Annotated in this window: 2 protein-coding genes; both read left to right on the forward strand. The window is 76.0% G+C overall.

All coding sequences use genetic code 11. The features are described 5' to 3' along the window. Positions 1-4414, forward strand: a 4414-nt coding sequence (locus tag WCD74_RS23255; RefSeq protein WP_337697271.1) for an SDR family NAD(P)-dependent oxidoreductase, incomplete at its 5' end; no start/stop codon positions are given. 8 nt (positions 4415-4422) lie between these two features. Continuing rightward, a complete protein-coding gene (locus WCD74_RS23260) occupies positions 4423-22191 on the forward strand; it encodes a type I polyketide synthase (RefSeq protein WP_444876350.1) in 17769 nt (5922 codons plus the stop codon). Positions 22192-22210: the final 19 nt, after the last annotated feature.

The following is a 22210-nucleotide window of genomic DNA, read 5'->3' on the forward strand; positions in this document are numbered from 1 at the left end:
CGGTGGGCTCACGGTGGAGCAGGGCGCGCGGGTCGTCGCACGGCGCGCGACCGTCATCCGCGAGCACCTGGCCGGGCACGGCGCGATGGCCTCGGTGCCGCTGCCCGCGGCCGAGCTCGAGCTCCCCGACGGGCTCTCGATCGCGGCCATCAACGGGCCCGCCAGCACCGTGGTGTCCGGTGACGTCGACGCGGTCGAGGCGTTCATCGCGCACTCCCCGGTCGAGGTGAAGCGGATCGCGGTGGACTACGCGTCGCACTCCGCGCACGTCGACGCGGTCATGGACATGATCGTCTCTGAACTCGATGGGCTGACCCCGGCGGCGGGGACCACCCCACTGTTCTCCACCGTCCGCGGCGAGCTCCTCGACACCGAGCAGATGGACGCGGGCTACTGGGCGGAGAACCTCCGCCGCCCCGTCCAGCTGCAGCAGGCGATCGAAGCCCTGGCCGCCGAGAGCCACGACATTTTCGTCGAGGTCTCACCCCACCCGGTGCTCACCGGCGCAGTGGGGGACACCGCCCCGGACGCGCTCGTCGTCGGGACGCTGCGCCGTGACCACGGCACCCGCCAGCAAGCCCTGCTGGCACTGGGAGCGCTGCACGTTCGCGGCATCACGCCGGACTGGGACGCCGTGATCGGCGAGGCGACCCCGGTGAAGAACCTGCCGACCTACGCCTTCGAGCACCGCCGGTTCTGGCCTCGCCCCGCCCCGGGCGCCGGCGACGTCACCGCCGCCGGCATGACCGACACGGCGCACTCGCTGGTGGCCGCCGCGGTCGGGCTGGCCGGGCGGGACGCCGTCGTGCTCAGCGGCCGGATCTCGACCGCCGGGGCCCAGGCCTGGCTCGCCGACCACGTGGTCGGCGGGCGGGTGTTCGTCCCGGGCACCGCCCTGCTGGAGCTGGCCGTGCGCGCCGGCGACGAGATCGGCGCGACCGCCGTCGAGGAGCTCACCCTGCACGCCCCGCTCGTCCTCGACGGGGCCGTCGTGGTCCAGGTCGACGTCGAGCCGGACGGGGACGGGCGTGCGCACGTGGGCGTCCACTCCCGCCCGGAGCACGACCCCGACGCCTGGACCCGCCACGCCGACGGGGTCCTCGGCACCACCCCCGTCGAGCCGCCCACCCCGGTGACCGGCCCCTGGCCGCCGGCGGCCGAGGTCGTGGACGCCGACGCCCTGTACGACGGGCTGGCCCTCGCGGGCCTGGAGTACGGGCCGACCTTCCGCGGGCTGGACGCGGTGTGGCGCGACGGCGACACCCTCCACGCCGAGGTCACGCTGCCCGACGGGGCCGAGGCCGCCGGCTGGGCGGGCGTCCACCCGGCGCTGCTCGACGCCGCCCTGCACGCCCTCGCGGCCGGTGCGGACGGCGACGACCCGCGACCCCGCCTGCCCTTCAGCTGGAGCGGGGTCCGGGTGCACGCCACGGGAGCCACGGCCCTCCGCGTCACGCTGCGCCCGACCGGCGACGACGGTGTCTCCGTCCACGCCACCGACCCCTCCGGCGCCCCCGTCCTCTCCGTGGACTCGCTCGTCCTGCGGGCCGCGGCCACCCCGACCGCGACCCCGGGGACCGGTGCGCTGTACCGGCTCGCGTGGCCGGTCCTCGAGACGGACGGGGACGCGGCGTCCGCACTCGCCCGGTACGGCGACGACGCCGACGGCCGCCTCGGCGCGCACCCGGTCGTCGACGACCTCGGGTCCGCCACCACCGACGTCCTCGTCGCCGTCGGCCGCGGCGGAGCGCACCGCGACCCCGAGGCCACCCACGCGACCCTCCACGACGCGCTCGCCCTCGTGCAGCACTGGCTCGACCGCGAGGACGACGGCCGTCGGCTGGTCGTTGTGACCCGCGGCGCCGTCGGACCCGACACCGGCCACGCTCCCGACGAACCGGCCGCGGCCGTCTGGGGCCTGGTCCGCTCGGCCCAGACCGAGGCCCCCGACCGCCTCGTCCTCGTCGACACCGACGGCAGCGACGCCTCGCTCGCAGCGCTCCCGGCCGCGCTCGCCTCCGGCGAACCGCAGCTCGCCCTGCGCGACGGGGCGGTGCACCGGCTGCGCCTGTCCGCCGACGCCCCGGCCGACACCCTCACCCCACCCGACGTCGCCGCCTGGCGCCTGGAGAGCACCGACCCCGGCACGATCGACGCCCTCGACCTGCTCGCCGCCCCCGACCTCGACCGTCCCCTGGCGGCCGACGAGGTCCGGGTCGCGGTGCGCGCGGCCGGGGTCAACTTCCGCGACGTCATGCTGGCCCTCGGCCTCTACCCCGGGCAGGTCGCGATGGGCGGCGAGGCGGCCGGCGTGGTCGTCGAGGTCGGCGCGGACGTCGACGACCTTGCCGTCGGCGACCAGGTCACGGGCATCGTCGGAGGCTCCTTCGGCCCGACGTCCATCGCCGATCACCGCCTGCTCGTCCCGATGCCCACCGATTGGTCCTTCGCCGAGGCCGCCGCGGCGCCCGTCGCCTGGACCACCGCCTACCACGCGCTCGTCGACCTGGGCGGGCTCGCCGCCGGACAGACGGTGCTGGTGCACGCGGCGACCGGCGGCGTCGGGACGGCCGCGGTCCACCTCGCCCGCTCGCTCGGTGCGCGGGTGCTGGCCACGGCATCACCGGCGAAGTGGCCGGTGCTGCGGGGGATGGGGTTCGCCGAGGACGAGATCACGTCCTCGCGCGACGCGTCCTTCGAGGCGATGGTGCACGCGGCCACCGCGGGCGAGGGCGTCGACGTCGTCCTCGACTCGCTCGCCGGCGACCTCGTCGACGCCGGGCTGCGCTGCCTGCGCCCCGGCGGCGTGTTCCTCGAGATGGGCAAGACCGACGTCCGCGACCCCGCCACGGTCGCCGGAGTCACCTACCGCGCCTTCGACGTCAACGACGCGGGCACCGCCCGGCTCGGCGAGATCCTCCGGACGGTGGGGGACGTGATGGCCGCGCAGGGCGCGCTCCCCGTCACCGCGTGGGACGTGCGGGAGGCACGGGAGGCCTTCCGGTTCGTCTCCCAGGCCCGGCACGTGGGCAAGGTGGTCCTGACGATCCCGCAGGCCGTTCCCGACGACGGGGCGGTGCTGGTCGCGGGCGGCACCGGGACACTCGGTGCGCTCGCCGCACGACGGTTGGTCGAGCGCCACGGGGTCTCCGACGTGGTCCTGCTCAGCCGCTCGGGCCGGGTGGACGACGCCCTGCTCGACGACCTGCGGGCCGCGGGTGCGGCCGTCGAGGTCGTGGCGTGCGACGTCACCGACCGGGCGGCGGTGGCCGGTCTGGTCGCCGACCTGGGTCGTCCGGTGGTGGGCATCGTGGCGGCGACCGGGACCCTCGACGACGGGGTGGTCGGGTCGCTGACCCCGGAGCGGGTCGACGCGGTGGTGGCGGCGAAGCTGGACGCGGTGGCGGCATTGGAGGCCGCGACCGTCGACGCCGACCTCGCGTTCTTCGTCGCGTACTCGGGCTACGCCGGCATCAGCGGCGGTCCCGGCCAGGCGTCCTACGCGGCCGCCAACGTCGCCCTGGACGCCTGGGCGCGAGGGCGGGCCCGGCGCGGGCTGCCGGGCCGCTCGCTCGCGTGGGGCCTGTGGGACGTCGACGGCGGAATGACCGGTCACCTCACCGATGCGGACCGCACCCGCATGGCGCGCGGCGGGGTCGTCGGGCTGTCCGCCGACGCCGGCATGGCCTTGTTCGACGCGGCGCTCGAGCTGCCCGACGTGGTCCTCGTCCCTGCCGCGCTCGACCGCGGCGCGCTCGCCGCCCACGCCCGGGCGGGCACCCTCCCGCCCCTGCTCGCCGACCTCACGAGCGTGCGGGCCCCGGCTCGCCGACGGGCGGCGGCCGGGACCGACTCGACCGACGACCTCGCCGCCCGGCTCGCCCGAACCCCGGCCGACGAGCGCCACGGTGTCGTCCTCGAGGTCGTCCGCGCCCACGTCGCCGCGGTGCTCGGGCACGACGACCCACGTCGGCTCGAGGCCGGTGCCGCGTTCTCCGACCTCGGGTTCGACTCGCTCACCGCGGTCGAGCTCCGCAACCGCCTCGGTGCGGCCACCGGGCTCCGGCTGCCCGCGACCGCCGTGTTCGACCACCCCACCCCATCCGCGCTCGCCGGCGAGGTCCTCGCGCGGATCGACCCGGGCGACGCCCCGGAGCCCGCGGAGGAGCCGTCCTCGCTCGACGGCCGCATCGCCGGTCTCGAGGCGGCGCTGGCCGCCCTGACCAGCGACGACGTCGTCGGGATCGCCCCCGACGAGGCGGCCCGGGACGCGGTCACGCTCCGGCTGCGCGCCCTCGTCGAGGCCTGGACCGAGAGCCGGCCGGACGCCGCGACCGCCCGCGTCGCCGAGCAGCTCTCGGACGCCTCCGACGACGACCTCTTCGACTTCATCGACCAGAAGCTCGGCGACTGATCCCTCGAGTGGAGCCCGCCATGGCGAACGACCGGCCGACCGGTGAGACCCGGACCGCGACCGAACAGAAGCTGCGCGACTACCTCAAGCGTGTCACCGCGGAGCTCACCGCCACCGGCGACCGGCTCCGCGAGGTCGAGCACGCGGCGTCCGAGCCGATCGCGATCGTCGGGATGGCCTGCCGCTACCCCGGCGGCGTCGACTCGCCGGACGCACTGTGGGACGTGGTCGCCGCCGGCCGCGACGTCGTCGGGCCCCTGCCCACCGACCGCGGCTGGGAGCTCGACCGGCTCTACGACCCCGACCCCGACCACGAGGGCACCAGCTACGTCCGCGAGGGCGGGTTCCTCGACGGCGCGACCGGGTTCGACGCCGGGTTCTTCGGCATCTCCCCGCGCGAGGCGCTGGCGATGGACCCGCAGCAGCGGCTGCTGCTCGAGACGACGTGGGAGGCCGTCGAGCGGGCCGGCATCGACCCCGTGTCCCTGCGCGGGACCGACACTGGCGTCTTCGTCGGGGCGGCGTCCTCCGGCTACGGCGGGCAGGCGTTCGAGGTGCCCGGCGGGCTCGAGGGCCACCTGCTCACCGGCAGCGCCACCAGCGTCGTCTCCGGACGGCTCTCCTACGCCTTCGGGTGGGAGGGCCCGGCGCTGACGGTGGACACGGCGTGCTCGTCGTCGCTGGTCACGCTGCACCTCGCGGTGCGGGCCCTGCGCGCGGGGGAGTGCTCGCTCGCCGTCGCGGGCGGGGTCACGGTGATGCCCGACGCGTCGGTGCTCGTCGCGTTCTCCCGCCAGCGCGGCCTGGCCGCCGACGGTCGCTGCAAGGCGTTCGGGGCGGGTGCCGACGGGTTCGGGCCGGCCGAGGGCGTCGGGATGCTGCTGGTGGAGCGGCTGTCGGACGCGGAGCGGCTCGGGCACGAGGTCCTGGCCGTGGTGCGGGGTTCGGCGGTGAACCAGGACGGGGCGTCGAACGGGCTGACCGCGCCGAACGGCCCGTCGCAGCAGCGGGTCATCCGGGCGGCCCTGGCCTCGGGCGGCCTGACGCCGGCCGACGTGGACGCGGTGGAGGCGCACGGCACCGGCACGCAGCTCGGCGACCCGATCGAGGCCCAGGCCCTGCAGGCCACCTACGGCGCCGTCGAGCGGACCGACCCCCTGTGGCTGGGCTCGGTGAAGTCGAACATGGGCCACACCCAGGCTGCGGCGGGTGTCGCGGGCGTGATCAAGATGGTGGAGGCGCTGCGGCACGGGGTGCTGCCGGCGACGCTGCACGTCGACGAGCCGTCGCCGCACGTGGAGTGGTCCGAGGGCGCGGTGTCGCTGCTCGGGTCGGCCCGGGAGTGGCCGGAGGTCGGTGACCGTCCGCGGCGGGCGGCGGTGTCGTCGTTCGGGATCTCCGGGACGAACGCGCACGTGGTGCTGGAGTCGGCGCCGGGTGTCAGCGGTGGCACACGGCTGCCGTCGAGTGTCAGCGACGGGACACGGCCACTGGCCGACGGTGGAGAGCCGGATGTCAGTGGTGGCACACGGCTGCCATTGGGTGTCAGTGGTGGGCCACGGCTGGTGCAGCCGTGGGTGCTCTCGGCGCGGTCGGCGGGGGCGCTGGCCGATCAGGCGCGGCGGCTCGCTTCGTGGGCCCGGAGCAACGGCGGGTTCTCGACGTCGGGCGTGGCGGCGGGGTTGGTGGGTCGGTCGCGTTTCGAGCGTCGGGCGGTGGTGGTCGGGGACCGGGACGAGCTGCTGGCGGGGTTGGATGCGCTGGCTGCGGGTGAGCCGGCGGCGACCCTGGTGTCTGGTGAGGCCGGCCCGGCTTCGGGTCCGGTGTTCGTGTTCCCGGGGCAGGGGGCGCAGTGGGTGGGCATGGCTACCGCGCTGCATGCCGAGGAGCCGGTGTTCGCCGACGCGCTGGCCGAGTGCTGCACCGCCCTGGAATCCCACCTGGGCTGGAACCTGCAGGCAGCGCTGCTCGACGGTTCGGATGAGTCGTTCGATGTGGTGGGGGTGCAGTGTGCGTCGTGGGCGGTGATGGTCGCCCTGGCGAAGCTCTGGGCGTCGTGGGGTGTGCACCCCTCGGCCGTGGTGGGCCACTCGCAGGGTGAGATCGCCGCCGCGGTCGTCGCGGGTGGGCTGAGCGTCGAGCAGGGCGCCCGGGTGGTGGCGCGGCGCGCGACGGTGATCCGTGAGCACCTGGCGGGGCACGGCGCGATGGCGTCGGTGCCGCTGCCCGCCGAGCAGGTCCAGCTGACGGACGGCCTGTCGGTCGCGGCGGTCAACGGCCCGGCGTCCACCGTGATCTCGGGTGATGTCGCCGCGGTCGAGCAGTTCATCGCCGCCTGCCCGGTTGAAGCCAAGCGGATCGCGGTGGACTACGCGTCGCACTCGCAGCACGTGGACGCGGTCGTCGACACCATCGCCAGCGAGCTGGACGGGCTGAGCCCCGCGAGCAGCACCATCCCACTGTTCTCCACGGTCCGCGGCGAGCTGCTGGACACCGCAGCGATGGACGCCGGGTACTGGGCGGAGAACCTTCGCCGGCCGGTCCAGCTCCAGCAGGCCGTCGAGGCTCTCGTCGAGCAGGGCCACGACGTCTTCGTGGAGGTCTCCCCGCACCCGGTACTGACCGGCGCGGTGGGCGACACCGCCCCCGACGCGCTCGTCGTCGGAACGCTCCGCCGCGACCACGGCACCCGCCGGCAGGCGCTGCTGGCACTGGGAGCGCTGCACGTCCGCGGAGTCACGCCGGACTGGGACACCGTGATCGGCGAGGCGACCCCGGTGAAGGACCTGCCGACCTACGCCTTCGACCACCGCCGCTACTGGCTCGACCCGGCCACCCCCGCCGCCGACGTCACGGCCGCTGACGACGACTTCTGGGACGCCGTCGAACGCGGCGACCTGGCCGGTCTCGCGACCGGGCTCGGGCTGGAGGCCGACGCCGACCTCGACGCGATCGTCGCCGCGCGCGCCGCCCGGCACCGGCTCGCGAGGCGCCACGCCGCGACGGGGTCGTGGCGCTATCGGGTCGCCTGGGCGCCCGTGGCCGTCCCTCCCGTGCGCGCGGACGCGACGGCACCCGTCCGCACCGGCTGGGGCGACCACACCGTCGACCTCTCCGACTGCCGCGACCGCGCTGAGGCCCGGGCCCGCCTGGAGCCGCACGGCGACGTCCTGCGCGAGGGCGCCCCCGTCCTCCTCGATCTCGACGCCGGTCCGTGCACCCCCACCGACCACCCCGACGCCCTGCAGGGGGTCGTCGCGCTCGTCCAGGCCCTCGGCGACCTCGGGGCGCCGGGCCGGCTCGTCGTCCTGACCCAGCGGGCCGTCACGGTCACCGCCGACGACGCCGCACCGGACCCCCTCTCCGCCGCGGTCTGGGCGCTCGGCCGGGTCGTCGCCCTCGAGGACCCCGCCCGGTGGGGAGGCGCCCTCGACGTCACCGACGATGCCGACCCGGACACCGTCGACGCGCTCGTCGGCGCCCTCGCCGCCGGGCACGACGAGCGGGAGCTGGCCCTGCGCGGCACGACCGTGCTCGCCCGCCGGCTCCGGCCCACGGCGCCGGCGGAGGACCCCGGGACGCCGAGGATCCCGACCGAGGGCACGATCGTCGTGACCGGGGGGACCGGGGCCCTCGGCGCGCGGGTCGCGCGGCGGCTGCTCGAGCAGGGTGCGGCGCACGTCGCCCTGCTCTCCCGCTCCGGCGGCGAGGCGCCCGGCGACCTCGCGGACGATCCCCGGGTCAGCGTCGTCGCCGCCGACGCGGCGGACCTCGACGCGGCCCGGGCCGTCGTCGCCGACCTGCCCGCCGACCGTCCGCTCAGCGGCGTCGTGCACGCGGCCGGGGTCGTCGCCGACGGCGTCCTCGACGGGCTCACCCCCGACTCGTGGGCACCGGTGTGGCGGCCGAAGGTCGACGGGGCCCGGGTGTGGGACGAGGTCGCCCGGGAGGCCAACGCGCGCTGGTTCCTGGCGTTCTCCTCCGCCGCCGGCACCCTCGGCAACGCCGGCCAGGGGGTGTACGCGGCCGCGAACGCCGCCCTCGACGCGCTCGTCGCCCGCCGCCACGCTGACGGCGAGCGCGGCACCGCGATCGCCTGGGGCGCCTGGGGCGGCGGCGGGCTCGCCGAGGCCGTCGCCGGGGACGGCGCTCGGCTCGCCCGCGGGGTCGGGCTCATGGATCCCGAGCCGGCGCTCGACGCGCTGGAGGTGGTCCTCGGGTCGTCCGAGCCGCACGCCGTCGTCGCCGACCTGCGCTGGGAGCACCTGGCCGGCGCCTACACCGAGGCCGGCCTCGCCGGGCTCGTCGCCGAGATCCCCGAGGCGACCACCCCCGCCGTCGGGAACGCCGAGGAGGGGCTGGTCGCCCGGCTGCGGGCGCTCGCCGGACCGGCTCGCGACCAGGCGATGCTCGCCGAGGTCCGGCGGCTCGTCGGCGCGGTCCTCGGGCTCGCCGATCCTGCTGACGCCGCTCCCGGCCGGGCGTTCCGCGACCTCGGCTTCGACTCGCTCACGGCGGTCGACCTCCGCAACCGGCTGCGCAGCGCCACCGGCCTGCGCCTGCCCGCGTCGGTCGTGTTCGACCACCCGACGCCGGCCGCGCTCGTCACGCACCTGCTCGCCGAGCTCGACCTCGGCGAGGGTCCGGTCGAGGACGTCCCGACGACGGGGGCCGTCGGCGGCGACGAGCCGGTCGCCATCGTCGGGATGGCCTGCCGGTTCCCCGGCGGCGTGGGCTCGCCGGAGGACCTCTGGCGGCTCGTCGTCGAGGGCCGGGAGGGGGTCGGGCCCCTGCCCGACGACCGCGGCTGGGACCTGGCCGCGCTCTACCACCCCGACCCCGACCACCCCGGCACGAGCTACGCCCGCGAGGGTGGCTTCCTCGACGCGCCCGGCGACTTCGACGCCGGCTTCTTCGGCATCTCCCCCCGCGAGGCGCTCGCGACGGACCCGCAGCAGCGCCTCCTGCTCGAGACCACCTGGGAGGCGCTGGAGCGGGCCGGGCTCGACCCGTCGTCCCTGCGCGGGAGCCGCACCGGGGTGTTCGCGGGCACCAACGGTCAGGACTACGGGGCGCTGCTCGGGTCCGAGACCGGGCTGGACGGGTTCCTCCTCACCGGCAACGCGGCGAGCGTGGTGTCCGGCCGGCTGTCGTACGTGTTCGGGTTCGAGGGTCCGTCGCTCACCGTCGACACCGCCTGCTCGGCCTCCCTGGTCGCCCTGCACCTGGCCGTGCAGGCGCTGCAGCGCGGCGAGTGCGACCTCGCGGTCGCGGGCGGGGCCACCGTGATGGCGACGCCGGGTGCCTTCGTGGAGTTCTCCCGGCAGCGGGGCCTGGCCGCGGACGGCCGGTGCAAGGCGTTCGGCGCCGACGCGGACGGCACCGGGTGGGGCGAGGGCGTCGGGGTCCTGCTCGTGGAGCGGCTCTCCGTCGCGCAAGCTGCCGGGCACCAGGTGCTGGCCGTGGTGCGCGGGTCCGCGGTGAACTCCGACGGCGCGTCGAACGGCCTGACCGCGCCGAACGGCCCGTCGCAGCAGCGGGTCATCCGGGCGGCACTCGCGGCGGGCGGTCTGACTCCCGCCGACGTGGACGTGGTGGAGGCGCACGGCACCGGGACCCCACTGGGCGACCCGATCGAGGCCGACGCCCTGCTCTCGACCTACGGCTCGGCCCCGGACCGGATCGCGCCGCTCTACCTCGGCTCGGTCAAGTCCAACCTCGGGCACACCCAGGCCGCCGCCGGGGTCGCAGGCGTGATCAAGACGGTGCTGGCGCTGGAGCGCGGCGTCCTGCCGCCGACCCTCTACGCCGACGACCCGACGCCGCACGTCGAGTGGGACCGCGGCGCGGTGGAGCTGCTGAGCACGGCCCGGGACTGGCCGGCGGTGGAGCGGCCGCGCCGGGCGGGGGTGTCGTCGTTCGGGGTGTCGGGGACGAACGCGCACGTGGTGCTGGAGGCGGCGCCGGGTGTCAGCGATGGTCCATCGCTGACACCTGACGTCAGGGAGGCGCCACTCGCACATGCGGCGCCGTGGGTGCTCTCGGCCCGCACCCCGGAGGCGCTCCGGGCCCGGGCGCGGCGCCTGCTCCCGGTGCTCGACGACGTCGAAGCCGATCGGGTCACGGCCGACGACGTCGCCTTCTCGCTCGCCACGACGCGGGCCGTCCTCGACCACGGGGCCGTCGTCCCTGGCGGCGCGCTGCGCGAGGGCCTGACCGCGCTCGCCCGTGGCGGGGGCGCGAGCCCGACGACGGCCGGTGGGCTGGGGGTGGTGTTCACCGGGCAGGGGTCGCAGCACCCGGGGATGGGCCGCGAGCTCTACGACGGGTTCGAGGTGTTCCGGACGGCGTTCGACGCGGTCTGTGAGCGCTTCCCGCAGCCGGTGCGCGACATCGTGTTCGGCGACGACGCCGAGCTCCTCGCGCGGACCCAGCACGCCCAGGCCGGGCTGTTCGCGCTGGAGGTCGCGCTGTTCCGGCTCGTCGAGTCGTGGGGTGTGACGCCGAGCGTGCTGGGCGGGCACAGCATCGGCGAGATCAGTGCCCTGCACTGCGCCGGGGTCCTGGACCTCGACGACGCCTGCCGGCTGGTGGAGGCCCGCGGTCGCTTGATGGGGGAGCTTCCCGACGGCGGGTCGATGGTCGCGATCGCGGCGTCGGAGGACGAGGTCCGTGCACAGCTCGTCGACGGCGTGGATCTGGCCGCGGTGAACGGCCCGCACGCGTGTGTGATCTCCGGTGACGAGGACGCGGTCGCCGAGGTGGCGAGCCGGTTCGGGCGCACGAAGCAGCTGACGGTGTCGCACGCGTTCCACTCGGCGCGGATGGAGCCGATGCTCGACCGGTTCCGCCAGGTCGTGCAGCAGCTGACGTTCCACGAGCCGACCATCCCCGTCGTCACGAACGGGTCGACGGACGCGATCAGGGACCCGGAGCACTGGGTGCGGCACGTCCGGGACACCGTCCGCTTCGCCGACACGCTCGCCGCGTTCGCCGAGCACGGCGTCGCCACCGTCCTCGAACTCGGCCCGGACGGGACACTGAGCAGCCTGGCCGAGCACGGGATCCCGGCCCAGCCCGACGTCATGACGGCCCTGGGTCGGCTGCAGCTCGCCGGGCAGGGCCCCGACTGGGCCACGCTGCTGCCGGCGGCCCGGCGCGTCGACCTCCCGACCTACCCCTGGCAGCACGAGCGCTACTGGCCCGCCGCCCCGGCACGCGACGCGTCCTGGAGCCACCACGAGGTGTGGCGGCCGCACCCGACCGAGCCGGCCACCCTCGACGGCACGTGGTGGCTCGTCGCGGGCCCGGACGGCGACCCGGCGGTGGCGGACGTCCTCACCGGGGCCGGTGCCCGGGTCACGGACACCCCCGACGACTCCCCGGACGGCATCCTCGTCTCCCTCGCCGGGCAGGACGATCCGACGGCGCGGTTGCTCGAGGTCCTGCAGGCCGGGGTCGACGCGCCGGTGTTCGCGCTGACCCGGGGAGCCGCGCAGGACCCGGCGCAGGCCGCCGCGGTCGGGCTCGGCCGGGTCGCGGCGGCGGAGCACCCGGACCGGTGGGGCGGCGTCGTCGACGTCGATCCCACGGCCGACCTGACCGCGCTCCCCGCCGTCCTGGTCGACCGGCACGAGCCCGAGGTGCGGCTGACCGCCGAGGGCGCCCGGGTCCGCCGCCTGGTGCCCGCCCCGCCGTCAGCGGGGTCGCTGGCGTGGCGGGAGACCGTCCTGATCACCGGCGGCACGGGCGCGCTCGGCGGCCACGTCGCCCGGCGCGCGGCCGACGCCGGTGCCGAGCACCTGGTGCTGTGCAGTCGCTCCGGCCCCGACGCCCCGGGCGCGGAGGAGTTGCGCGCCGAGCTGGAGTCGCGAGGCGTGCGCGTCACCCTCGCCGCCGTCGACGTCACCGACCGCGCTGCCCTCGCTGCCGTCCTCGAGGCGGTCCCCGACGACGTGCCGCTGCGCACGGTCGTCCACACCGCGGCCGTGCTCGACGACGGGGTGCTCGACGGGCTCGACGCCGCGCGCCTGCACGCCGTGGCCGCGCCGAAGCTCGACGCGGCGCTGCTGCTCGACGAGCTGACCGCCGACGCCGAGCTGGACGCGTTCGTCCTGTTCTCCGCGCTCGCCGGCGTCGTCGGAGGCGCAGGTCAGGGCGCCTATGCCGCCGCGAACGCCGCGCTCGACGCGCTCGCCCGGGCCCGTCACGCCGCCGGCCGGCCCGCGACCGCGATCGGCTGGGGTGCCTGGGCCGGGGAGGGCATGGCCGATGACGACGTCGTGCGGGCCCGCCTGCACCGCGGCGGCATCCGGCCGATGGACCCGACACGCGCCGTGGAGGCGATGGAGCGGGCGGTCGCCTCGGGCGAGCCGGCGCTCGTCGTGGCCGACGCCGACTGGCCGGTCGTCGCGGCCGGCCGTGGCGACGCCCTGCTCGACGACGAGCCCGGGGTCCGCGCCGCGCGGCGCTCGGTCCCGTCGTCCGACGCCGACGCGACGGGTCTCGCCGGTGTCGACCCCGCCGACCGCCCGGCGCACGCCCGCCGTCTCGTGGTGCGGGAGCTGGCCGCCGTCCTCGGCCACGTCGACCCTGCCACCCTGGCCGCCGACCGCGCCTTCCGCGACCTCGGCGTCGACTCGCTCACCGCGGTGGAGCTGCGCAACCGGCTCGCGGCCGCGGCCGGACTGACGCTGGACACCACCGTCGTCTTCGACCACCCGGACGCCTCGGCGCTGGCCGGTCGTCTCGTCGAGCTCGCCGGGGGCGGTTCCGTCGTCGGGACGGTCTCCGGGCGCAGTGCGTCGGACGAGCCGCTCGCGATCGTCGGCCTGGCCTGCCGCTTCCCGGGAGCCGATTCCCCGGCGGCGCTGTGGGAGCTGCTCCGCGACGGCCGCGACGGCTTCGGCCCGTTCCCGACCGACCGCGAGTGGGACCTCACCGCCTTCGGTGACGCAGCCGTCCGCGCCGAGGGCGGCTTCGTCGCCGGCGCAGGTGACTTCGACGCCGAGTTCTTCGGGATCTCCCCGCGCGAGGCGGTCGCCATGGACCCGCAGCAGCGGCTGCTGCTGGAGACGTCCTGGGAGGCGATCGAGCACGCCGGGATCGACCCGCGCTCGCTGCGCGGCACGCGGACCGGGGTGTTCGCCGGGACCAACGGGCAGGACTACGCGACGCTGCTGCTCTCGGCGGCCGACGACCTCGGCGGGCACGTCGCGACCGGCAACTCCGCGAGCATCGTCTCCGGTCGGGTCTCCTACGCCCTGGGGCTCACCGGCCCGGCCGTCACGGTCGACACGGCCTGCTCGGCGTCGCTGGTGGCGCTGCACCTCGCCGGGCAGGCGCTGCAGCGCGGCGAGTGCACGATGGCGCTCGCGGGCGGGGTGACGGTGATGTCGACGCCGGGCGCCTTCCTCGAGTTCGCCCGGCAGGGCGGCCTGGCCGGCGACGGCCGATGCAAGGCGTTCGCCGAGTCCGCGGACGGCACGGGCTGGGGCGAGGGCGTCGGGGTGCTGCTGGTGGAACGGCTCTCGGACGCCGAGGCCGCCGGACACCGGGTGCTGGCGGTGGTGCGGGGTTCGGCGGTGAACCAGGACGGGGCGTCGAACGGACTGACGGCACCGAACGGTCCCGCGCAGCAGAGCGTGATCCGGGAGGCCCTCGCGGCGGCGGACGTCTCACCGGGGGACGTCGACGCGGTCGAGGCGCACGGGACGGGCACCTCGCTCGGGGACCCGATCGAGGCGGGCGCGCTGCTGGCGACCTACGGGGCGGCTCCTGATCGGGCGGAGCCGTTGCTGCTGGGGTCGGTGAAGTCGAACCTGGGTCACACGCAGGCGGCGGCCGGTGTGGCGGGCGTGATCAAGATGGTGCTCGCGATGCAGCACGGGGTGGTCCCGGCGTCGCTGCACGTGGACGCGCCGTCGTCCCGGGTGGACTGGTCCGCCGGCGCGGTGTCGGTGGTGACGGAGGCGCGCGAGTGGCCGGAGCGGGTGGGCCGGCCTCGGCGGGCCGGCGTGTCGTCGTTCGGGCTGTCGGGGACGAACGCGCACGTGGTGCTGGAGGCCCCGGGTGTCAGCGGTGGCACACGGTTGCCGTCGAGTGTCAGTGGCGGGACACGCTCGGTCGAGGTGCCCGGGGAGCCGGATGTCAGTGGTGGCACACGGCTGACGTCGAATGGCAGGGGCGGGACACGCTCGGTGCCGTGGGTGCTGTCGGCGCGCACGGCGGAGGCGGTGTCGGCGCAGGCGGCGGCCCTGAGCGCGTGGCCGGTGGAGTCGGCAACCGATGTGGCGTACTCCCTGGCGACGACGCGGAGCCGGTTCGAGTGGTCGGCGGTGGTCACCGGGTCCTCGGTCGAGGAGCTGCAGACGGCGTTGTGGTCGGTGGTGCCGCAGCGGGCCGGCTCGGGTCGGCTCGGGGTGGTGTTCACCGGTCAGGGGTCGCAGCAGCCGGGGATGGGCCGGGAGCTGTACGACGCCTACGAGGTGTTCCGGGCGGCGTTCGACGCGGTGTGCGAGCGGTTCCCGGAGCCGGTGCGGGACATCGTGTTCGGGGACGACGCGGAGCTGCTCGCGCGGACCGAGCACGCGCAGGCGGGGTTGTTCGCGTTGGAGGTGGCGCTGTTCCGGCTGTTCGAGTCGTGGGGCGCGCGGCCGGCTGTGCTCGGTGGGCACAGCATCGGCGAGATCAGTGCCCTGCACTGTGCCGGGGTCCTGGACCTCGACGACGCGTGTCGGCTGGTGGAGGCTCGCGGTCGGTTGATGGGGGAGCTTCCCGACGGCGGGTCGATGGTCGCGGTCGCGGCGTCGGAGGACGAGGTCCGTGCACAGCTGGTCGACGGGGTGGATCTGGCGGCGGTGAACGGCCCTCAATCGTGCGTCATCTCCGGTGACGAGGATGCGGTCGCCGAGGTCGCGGCCCGCTTCGAGCGGACGAAGAAGCTCCAGGTGAGTCACGCGTTCCACTCGGTTCGGATGGAGCCGATGCTGGACGACTTCCGCGAGGTGGTGGCGGGACTGACGTTCCACGCACCGCAGCTCCCCGTGGTCTCCAACGGGTCGACCGACGCGATCACCGACCCGGAGCACTGGGTCTCCCACGTCCGGGACACGGTGCGGTTCGTCGACACCCTGCAGACCATGGACGCGGGCGTCGTCCTGGAACTCGGCCCTGACGCCACGCTGAGCAGCCTGGCCGAGCACGGGATCCCGGCCCAGCCCGACGTCATGAAGGCCCTCGGACAGCTCCACGCGGCGGGCGTCGAGATCGACTGGCAGGCGGTCCTGCCCGAGGCCCGGCGGGTCGACCTGCCTACCTACCCGTGGCAGCACGAGCGCTACTGGGTCCGGACCCGCCGTCCGGCCGCAGACCCGGTCGACCAGGCGTTCTGGGACGCGGTGGAGCGGGAGGACCTCGAGGAGCTCACCGCCACGCTGCGCCCGCAGAACGGCGCCCGGGAGGCCCTCGACGAGGTGCTCCCGCTCCTGTCCACCTGGCGTCGGGACCGGCAACGGCGACGCACCCTCGACGGCCACCGCCTGCACGAGGTGTGGGTCCCGGCGACGGCCGCACCTGCCGTCCTCCACGGCACCTGGTGGGTGCTGGCCCCCGACTCGATCGCGGCACGCCCGGTCGTCGCGGTGCTCGAGGGTGCGGGTGCGGACGCCGTTGTCGTGACGCCCGGCGGCGACCTCCCGGCCTCCCCGCCGATCGGTGTCCTCGCCCTCACCGCCGACGCCACCGACGCCCTCGTCGCGCTGCAGCAGGTCGACGGTCGGGCGCCGCTGTGGTGCGTGACGCGCGGGGCCGTCGTCGCCGACGCGGCGGAGACGGTCGACCCGCGGGCGGCCCAGGTCTGGGGTCTCGGCCGCGTCGCCGCCGCCGAGGAGCCCGACCGCTGGGGCGGGCTCGTCGACCTGCCCCTCGACGCGACCCCGTCGACGCTCGCCGCGGTCCTCGCCGGGATGCGCGGACCGACCGGCGAGCGGGAGGACGAGGTGGTCCTGCGGTCGGGCGCGGTGCGCGTGCGTCGGCTCCGCCCCGCCCCGCTTCCCGACGACGAGCCGTCGGTGCCGTTCCCCGACGGCGCGGTGGTCATCACGGGCGGCACGGGTGCGCTCGGCAACCACGTCGCACGGTGGGTCGCCGACCAGGGGGCCGGCGAGATCCTGCTGCTGGGACGGCGCGGCCCGACGGCACCGGGCGTCGTGGCGCTCGTCGACCAGCTCACCGCCGCGGGTGCGTCCGCGCGGGCCGTGGCCTGCGACGTCGCCGACCGCGACGACCTCGCCGCGGCCCTCGACGGGGTGCGGGTGGGGACCGTCGTCCACGCCGCCGGGGTCCTGGACGACGGCGTCCTCGCCGGCCTGACCCCCGAGCGCCTCGACGCGGTGATCCGTGCGAAGGGCGTGGCCGCGGAGCACCTCGACGCGCTCTGCCCGGACGCCCGGTTCGTCGTCTTCTCGTCGCTGACCGGGCTCATCGGCTCGGCGGGCCAGGCGAACTACGCCGCCGCGAACGTGCACGCCGACGCCGTCGCGCGCCGACGGCGGGCGACCGGCCGGCACGGCCTCTCGATCGCCTGGGGTCCGTGGGCGGGCAGCGGCATGGCGACCGACGACGTCGTCGGGTCCCGGGCCGCCCGCGGTGGCGTCCGACCACTCGAGCCGGCCGACGCGCTCCGGTCGATGGCGCGGGCGATCGCCGCGGACGACACCGTGGTGGCCGTCGCGGACGTCGACTGGGGCACCTTCGCCCCGGGCTACGCCGCGGCCCGCCCGCGGCCCCTCCTGGGCGAGATCCTGACGGCGGTCGAGGCGCTCGCCGTCGTCCCCGCTCCCCGGACCGACGACGACCCGCGCGGCTGGAACGAGGGCGAACGCCCCCGACGGCTCCTCGCCCTGGTCCGGGAACGGGCCGCCACGGTCCTGGGGCACCGGACGTCCGATGCGGTCCCGGCCGACCGCGCGTTCTCCGACGTCGGGTTCGACTCCCTCATGGCCGTCGAGCTGCGCAACGCGCTCGGCGGGCTGACAGGCCTGTCGCTCCCCGCGACCGCGGTCTTCGACCATCCGACGCCGGAGGCCCTCGCGCGGTTCCTCGACGGCGAGCTGGGTGGGTCGGGCGCGGTCGTCCCGACGACGGCTCCGGTCGGGGTGACCGACGGCGACCCGGTGGTCATCGTCGGGATGGGATGCCGCTTCCCGGGCGGAGTGAGCTCGCCGGAGTCGTTGTGGGAGCTGCTCGACGTCGGCGGCGACGGCATCGTCCCGTTCCCGCCCGACCGCGGGTGGGACGTCGAGGCTTTCCGGTCCGACACACACGCCGGTGGGTTCCTGCACGGCGCGGACGCGTTCGACGCGGACTTCTTCGGGATCTCGCCGCGGGAGGCGTTGGCGATGGACCCGCAGCAGCGGTTGCTGCTGGAGACCTCGTGGGAGGCGATCGAGCGGGCGGGGAGCGATCCCCGGTCGCTGCGGGGCGAGGCGGTCGGCGTCTTCGCCGGCACGAACGGCCAGGACTACACGGGCGTGCTCACCGCGTCCCCGCAGCTCGACGAGGTGGCGGGCTTCCTCGCGACCGGGACGACGGCGAGCGTCCTGTCCGGACGGGTGTCGTACGCGCTGGGTCTGGAGGGGCCGGCGGTCACGGTGGACACGGCGTGCTCGTCGTCGTTGGTGACGCTGCACATGGCCGTGCAGGCGCTGCAGCGCGGGGAGTGCTCCCTGGCGCTGGCCGGGGGCGTGACGGTGATGGCGAGCCCGACGGCGTTCGTGGAGTTCTCCCGGCAGGGCGGGCTCGCTTCCGACGGGCGGTGCAAGGCGTTCTCCGACGACGCCGACGGCACGGGCTGGGGTGAAGGCGTCGGGGTCCTCGTGGTGGAGCGGTTGTCCGACGCGGAGCGGCTCGGTCACCGGGTGTTGGCGGTGGTGCGGGGTTCGGCGGTGAACCAGGACGGGGCGTCGAACGGGTTGACGGCGCCGAACGGTCCGGCGCAGCAGCGGGTGATTCGGGCGGCGTTGGCGGCGGGGGGCTTGTCGTCGGCGGATGTGGATGCGGTGGAGGCGCACGGGACGGGGACGTCGCTGGGTGATCCGATCGAGGCCGGCGCGTTGCTGGCGACCTACGGGCAGCGTGCGGGTGAGCCGCTCTACGTGGGTGCGATCAAGTCGAACCTCGGGCACACGCAGGCCGCTGCCGGTGTCGCCGGTGTGATCAAGATGGTGCTGGCGATGCAGCACGGCGTGTTGCCCGCCTCGCTGCACGTGGGGGAGCCGTCGTCGAAGGTCGACTGGTCCGCTGGCGCGGTGTCGCTGCTGGCGGAGCCGCGTCCGTGGCCGGAGGTGGTGGGGCGTCCGCGTCGGGCGGGGGTGTCGTCGTTCGGGATCAGTGGGACGAACGCGCACGTGGTGCTGGAGGCGCCGCCGGCTGATGTCAGCGGTGGCACACGGCTGACGTCCAGTGTCAGTGGCGGGACACGCTCGATCGAGGTGTCCGGGGAGCCGGATGTCAGTGGTGGCACACGGTGGACGTCGGATGTCAGTGGTGGGCCACGGCTGATCTCGGCGGTGCCGTGGGTGCTCTCGGCGCGGACGCCGGAGGCGGTGGCGGCGCAGGCGGCGGCCCTGGCTGCGTGGCCGACCGAGTCGGTCGCGGATGTCGCGTACTCGTTGGTGACGACGCGGTCGCGGTTCGAGTGGTCGGCGGTGGTGACCGGGTCCTCGATCGAGGAGCTGCAGACGGCGTTGCGGTCGGTGTCGCCGCAACGGGCGGGATCGGGCGAGCTCGGGATCGTATTCACGGGCCAGGGGTCGCAGCACCCGGGCATGGGCCGCGACCTGTACGAGCGCTACGAGGTGTTCCGGACGGCGTTCGACGCGGTGTGTGAGCGGTTCCCGGAGCCCGTGCGGGACATCGTGTTCGGGGACGACGCCGAGCTGCTCGCGCGGACCGAGCACGCGCAGGCGGGGCTGTTCGCGCTGGAGGTGGCGCTGTTCCGGCTCTTCGAGTCCTGGGGCGTACAGCCGTCGGTTCTCAGTGGCCATTCGATCGGCGAGATCAGTGCCCTGCACTGTGCCGGAGTCCTGGACCTCGACGATGCGTGCGCCCTGGTGGAGGCCCGCGGTCGGTTGATGGGCGAGCTCCCTGGCGGCGGGTCGATGGTGGCCGTCGCGGCCTCGGAGGACGAGGTCCGACAGCACCTCACCGAGGGGGTCGACCTCGCGGCGGTGAACGGCCCCCAAGCGTGCGTCATCTCCGGTGACGAGCAGGCGGTCGCCGAGGTCGCCGCCCACTTCGAGCGCACGAAGCAGCTCACCGTGAGCCACGCCTTCCACTCCGCGCGCATGGAGCCGATGCTCGACCAGTTCCGCGAGGTCGTGGCGGGGCTGACGTTCCACGAGCCGCAGATGCCGGTGGTGTCGAACGGGTCGACCGAGGCGATCACCGACCCGGAGCACTGGGTGTCCCACGTCCGGGACACCGTCCGGTTCGCCGACACCCTGCAGACCATGGACGCCGGCGTCGTCCTGGAACTCGGCCCCGACGGGACGCTCAGCAGCCTCGCCGAGCACGGCATCCCGGCCCAGCCCGACGTCATGAAGGCGCTCGGTCAGCTCCACGCGGCGGGCGTCGACGTCGACTGGCGGGCCGTCCTGCCCGGAGCACAGCCCACCGACCTGCCGACCTACCCCTGGCGGCACCAGCGCTACTGGCCCGAGTCGCCCACCCCGCGGGCGCCGGAGCTCGACGAGACCGAGGCGCGGTTCTGGGCGGCCGTCGAGGAGGGGGACCTGGCCGAGGTCAGCGGCACGCTCAGGGTCGCGCCGGACCAACCCCTCGACGCGGTGCTCCCCGCCCTCGGAGCGTGGCGGCGGGAGCGGCGGGAACGGTCCGCCGAGAGCACCTGGTGCTACCGCGAGACCTGGGCCCCGGTCCCGGAGCCGACGCCCGGCGTCGTCGGGACCTGGCTGCTCGTGGCGGAGCCCGACGACCCGGCGGCCGATGCCGTCGCGGCGGCACTCCGGTCCGCCGGGGGCCGCGTCGAGACCGCCGCGTTGGTGCCGGGCGCCGACCGCGCCCGTGCGCTGAGCGGGGACGTCGAGGGACTCGACGGGGTCGTGGTCCTCCCGGCGAGCCACCGGGACACCGCCGCGTCCGACGTCGCCGCCCTGCTCCAGGCCCTGGGTGACCGTGGTGTCGACGCGCCGCTGTGGGTCGGGACCCGAGGCGCGACGTCCAGCGGCCCGACCGATCCGACCGCCGCTCTCGCGTGGGGCTTCGGCCGGACCGCGGCCCTGGAGGAACCTCGCCGGTTCGGCGGCCTCGTGGACCTGCCCGCGGACGTCGACGAGCGTGCCGCCCGCCGGTTCGTCGCCGTCCTCGGCGGTGCGGAGACCGAGGTCGCGATCCGCTCCGCCGGCGTGCTCGCCCGCCGTCTCGTCCGGACCGCTCCGGCGACCGCGGCCGAGGGCCTCCCGCGCGAGGGTACGACGCTCGTCACCGGCGGTACGGGCGCGCTCGGCCGGCAGGTCGCGCGGTACCTCGCGGAGCAGGGAGCCGCGTCGCTGCTGCTGCTGAGCCGACGGGGGCCGGAGGCCGACGGGGCCGACGAGCTGCTCGAGGAGCTGCGCGGTCACGGCACCCGGGCGGAGCTGCTCGCGGTCGACGTCGCCGACCGCGACCAGCTCGCCGCCGCCCTGCGGTCCGTCCCCGACGAGCACCCGCTGCGGGCCGTCGTCCACACCGCCGGGGTGCTCGACGACGGCGTGGTCGACGCCCTCACCCCCGAGCGGTTCGCCACCGTGCTGCGGACCAAGGTCGTCGCCGCCCGGCACCTCGACGCGCTGACCGACGGGACGGACCTGCGGGCCTTCGTCCTGTTCGGGTCGCTCACCGGGTCCCTCGGGGCCGCCGGGCAGGGCAACTACGCGGCCGGCAACGCCTACCTCGAGGCGCTCGCCCGTGACCGGCACGCCCGGGGACTGCCGGCGCTCACCATCGCGTGGGGGCCGTGGGCCGACGGCGGGATGGCCGCCGACGACGTCGTCGCCGACCGGCTCCGCCGGGGCGGTGTCCGCGAGCTCGCCGGAGACCGGGCCGTCGCCCTCCTCGACCGGCTCGCCGCGGGTGACGAGCCGGTGGTCGTCGCGGCCGACGTCGACTGGTCCCGCTACGCCCCGGCGCTCGCCGCGCAGCGCCCGCAGCCCGTGCTCGCCGACCTGCCCGAGGCCGCCGTCGGGACCCCGGCGCCGTCCACCTCCGGTCGCCTCGCGGACGCCCTCGCGAGCACGGACGACCGCGCCCGTGTCCTGCTCGACGGGGTCCGCGGCGTCGTGGCGGGCGTGCTCGGCCACGCCGGCACGGACGCGGTCGCACCGAACCGCCCCTTCCGCGACCTCGGCGTCGACTCCCTCACCGCCGTCGAGCTGCGCAATCGGCTCGCCGCGGAGCTGGGCGTCGAACTGCCTGCCGGGCTCGTGTTCGACCACCCGACCCCGGCCGCGCTCGCCGAGCACGTCGGGGGCCTCGTCGGTGCGACGGAGCCCTCGGTGCTCGACGACGCCGACCGGCTCGCGACGGCGGTCGACGCGGCCACGCTCGACGAGCTCACCCGCGGCCGTCTCGCGGTCCGCCTGCGCCGGGTGCTCGCCGCCCTCGACGGCGGACGGGCAGAGGCCGACGACGAGGCCGTCACCGACCTCGACGACGAGCTCGCCGACCTCGACGACGACGACCTGCTCGCGGCCGTGCGCCGCGACCTCGGCGAGGGCTGACCTGCCGCTCCGCAGGGGG

The organism is Actinomycetospora aurantiaca (genome assembly GCF_037401875.1).
GTDB lineage: Bacteria > Actinomycetota > Actinomycetes > Mycobacteriales > Pseudonocardiaceae > Actinomycetospora > Actinomycetospora aurantiaca.